The following is a 3,350-nucleotide window of genomic DNA, read 5'->3' as shown; positions in this document are numbered from 1 at the left end:
TCGAGGTAGGCCAGCGCACTGGGCTCCTGGCTGTCGGCGAGGTGGTTCCTGAGCACCTGGATCGCTTGCTCGTTTTCACCGAGCGAGATGAAAAAGTCGGCCTGCTGCTGCACATCGAACAGCTCTTCGGTGGCCACCGAACGCGACACGCCGATCTGGCTGGCGGCGAAATCGCGCTTGTCGTGGTTCAACAGCGCCGGCGCACTGTCTGCGTCGAGGTCGCTGTCGTGCAAGGAACGCAGGCTGTCCAGGGACGAGGAACCCGCGGGTCCCTGGCCGAGGTCCAGATCCAGGTCCAGATCGAGCGCTTTCGCACCGGCCTTGCCATTGGGCATGGGCATGCCCGAGGCCAGTTCCTTTTCAGCCTCGGCAGCAGCCCACCAGGCGCGCGCGGCTTTGTCGTCGCCCGCTGATGCCGCACCACGCTTGCGCCAAAGGTACAGCAGTGCCAACACCGCAGCGAGCAAGGAGGCGCCCAGCGCGTACACCAGCCACGTCAGGTAGCGGGATTGCTCCAGCTGGCTTTCCATCGCCTCGATGGCCGCCTTGTTGCGGACTTCCTGGTCGCGCAGGCCTTTGGCCTCGGCCTCCAGCACTTCCAGCTTCTGGTTGTCACGCAGGATGTCTTCGGGTGAGGCGTTGATGGCCTTCCAAAGTCGGGCGGCGGCGGCACGTTCTTCTTCCGACGCTGTGGGCTCGCTGAGCATGGACAGCGACATCTTGAGCACCGGGTCGCGGTCCAGCGTCAGGTTCATGTCGACCGGATCCAGCTCCAGCCGAGGCATGGCCGGCTCCACCGGCTTGCGCACCACGCTGGCCGGCCTGGACGGTTTCGCGTCGGTGGCTTTGGCCTTGTCCAGCGCTGCCGCGGCCGGTTTGACCGGCTTGGCAAGAGAGACCGCATTTGTACCTGCACCTGCACCAGCCGACGGTGTGGCAGATGCCGCAGGGGCACTGACCACTGAGCTTCCGGTGGAAGGCACCGTCCCGGCGCTGACCGAGGGCAGTGCCCTTGCAGGCACCGCCGTGCCGCCAGCAACCGCCGATGCGGTGGGCGCGGTCAGTGGCGCGGCCGACTGGGGTTCGGTCACCGGATCGGCCAGCAGCACGTAACGACGGGAAAACGGGGCATTGCAACCCGCCCGCAGATAGACCGTGACAACGGGCTCATCGACCGGAACGGAAGACTGGATGCGCAGGGACGCCTCGGCGTCGGGCGCGGCCTTTTGAGCGACCGTGCGCACGGAACCCGGCGACACCTGCGAGTCGCCGTAAAACACGTCGGCCTGCACACACAGCGCGCTCAGGTCCTCTTCTGGACCGAGCAAGGCTTGAACTCGGACATCCAGCGGGCGACCGATCACCGCAGCCCCGCTGTGTCGCCCAAGCGTGGCGGCCTGACCGCCAACGGCGGTTGATAGCAAAATACAGCCAACCCAGATGTGGCGCACGTCAGAGTCCCTTCATTCCTTCGTTGGAACATTTTGTCATAGCTTGCGGGTACTCCCTTTTAATTAACACTTTCCTATGCAGTCCATTTTTCAAACCGTGGGTATCGTTGGGACCGGGGCCATGGGCCGCGGCATTGCGCAAATGGCCGCTCAGGCGGGTAGCCGCGTGCGCCTGTTCGATCTGCAACCCGGCGCCGCCGATGCGGCGCGCGCGGCTTTGGCCGATACCTGGAGCAAACTGCTGGCCAAAGGCCGGCTGGACGCTGCGCAGCAAGCTGCCTACGTTGCACAGCTCTCTCCCGCGTCGGCGCTGGGCGACCTGTCCGATTGCGACCTGGTGGTCGAAGCGATCGTGGAGAGGCTGGACGTCAAGCAACGGCTGTTCACCGATCTGGAAGCCATCGTGAACGAGCACGCGGTGCTGGCCACCAACACCTCGTCGCTCTCGATCACGGCCATTGCCTCTGCGCTCAAGCATCCCCAGCGGCTGGCGGGCTACCATTTTTTCAATCCGGTTCCCTTGATGCGGGTGGTGGAGGTGATCGCCGGTCTCAAGACCAGCGCGGCGGTCTGCCAGCAACTGACGGCGTACACACGCCAGTTCGGTCATACACCGGTATCGGCACAAGACACCCCGGGCTTTATCGTCAACCACGCGGGGCGCGGTTACGGCACCGAGGCCCTGCGCGTGGCCGGCGAACGCGTGGCCGACTTTGCAACCATCGACCGCATCCTGCGCGACCAGATGGGGTTCAAGCTCGGCCCGTTCGAGCTGATGGACCTGACCGCGCTGGACGTGTCGCACCCGGTGATGGAATCGATCTACCGCCAGTACTACGACGAGCCGAGGTACCGCCCCAGCGTCATCACCGCGCAGCGTCTGGCCGGTGGCGTGGTGGGCAAAAAGGTGGGCGAAGGCTTCTACGCGTACGACAACGGCACGGCGGTCGTGCCGCCGGAGCCCGCCATCCCCGACGTGGCGCAGCTGCCCCCGGTCTGGGTATCGCCCAAGGCCGCACGCCGGCCAGAGCTGTACCAGTTGCTCAAGGACCTGGGCGCCAGCATCGAAACCGCCCAGGCACCATCGGCCGCGGCGCTGATCCTGGTCGCTCCGCTGGGCCTGGACGTCACCACGCTGGCCGCGGTGGAGCGCCTGGACCCGACCCGCACCATGGGCATCGACATGATGCTGGACGACGCCGCGACCAAACGCCGCGTGCTCGCCACCAACCCCGCGACCCGACCCGACATGCGCGACGCCGCCCACGCCCTGTTCGCCAGAGACGGCAAGGCGGTCAGCGTGATCAGGGACAGCGGCGGTTTCGTCACGCAGCGCGTGGTGGCCACCATCGTCAACATCGCGGCCGACATGTGCCAGCAAGGCATCTGCACGCCCAAGGACCTGGAAGTGGCGGTCACGCTCGGGCTGGGTTACCCCATGGGCCCGCTGGCCATGGGCGACCGCATCGGTCCCACCAACGTGCTGGAAATCCTGTTCAACATGGGCACGGTCTACGCCGACCCGCGCTACCGTCCCTCGCCCTGGCTGCGCCGCCGCGGCGCGCTGGGTCTGAGCCTGATGCACGAAGAGGCCTGAGCCATGACCGCCAGCCTCAAGAGCCACAGCCATGGACAGACCATGGTGCTGACCATCAGCAACCCGGAAAACCGCAACGCGCTCGGACCGGAGATCTACGCCGCCGGCATCGAAGCCATGAACGTGGCCGAGAGCAGCCCGGAGGTGCGCAGCGTCGTCATCACCGGTGAAGGCAGCCATTTCTGCGCCGGCGGCAACCTGCAGCGGCTGCAGGCCAACCGCCAGCAGCTGCCCGAGGTGCAGGCCGCGTCGATTGAAAGCCTGCACAACTGGATCGAAACCATCCGTGCCTTTCCCAAGCC

Annotated in this window: 2 protein-coding genes and 1 pseudogene; 2 read left to right on the top strand and 1 reads right to left on the bottom strand. The window is 66.1% G+C overall.

What is annotated here, in order from left to right:
- Positions 1-1,328, bottom strand: a pseudogene (locus ACR2JA_RS15240) (hypothetical protein); the annotation flags it as partial.
- A 199-nt stretch (positions 1,329-1,527) separates the two neighbouring features.
- Here ACR2JA_RS15240 and ACR2JA_RS15235 point away from each other — a divergent pair.
- Complete coding sequence (locus tag ACR2JA_RS15235) at positions 1,528-3,048, top strand: 3-hydroxyacyl-CoA dehydrogenase (protein WP_434009927.1); 1,521 nt, start codon at positions 1,528-1,530, stop codon at positions 3,046-3,048.
- 3 nt (positions 3,049-3,051) lie between these two features.
- On the top strand, positions 3,052-3,350 hold a 299-nt coding region (locus ACR2JA_RS15230; RefSeq protein WP_434009926.1), incomplete at its 3' end, for an enoyl-CoA hydratase-related protein.

It is taken from the genome of Hydrogenophaga sp. (genome assembly GCF_051007235.1).
In the GTDB taxonomy this organism is placed as follows: Bacteria; Pseudomonadota; Gammaproteobacteria; order Burkholderiales; family Burkholderiaceae_C; genus Hydrogenophaga.
This window is presented reverse-complemented; position numbering and strand designations above follow the sequence as displayed.

Bases quoted from the DNA above. Each gene is read 5' to 3' on its own strand.
- ACR2JA_RS15235 (WP_434009927.1), top strand. From the start codon at position 1,528: ATGCAGTCCATTTTTCAAACCGTGGGTATCGTTGGGACCGGGGCCATG.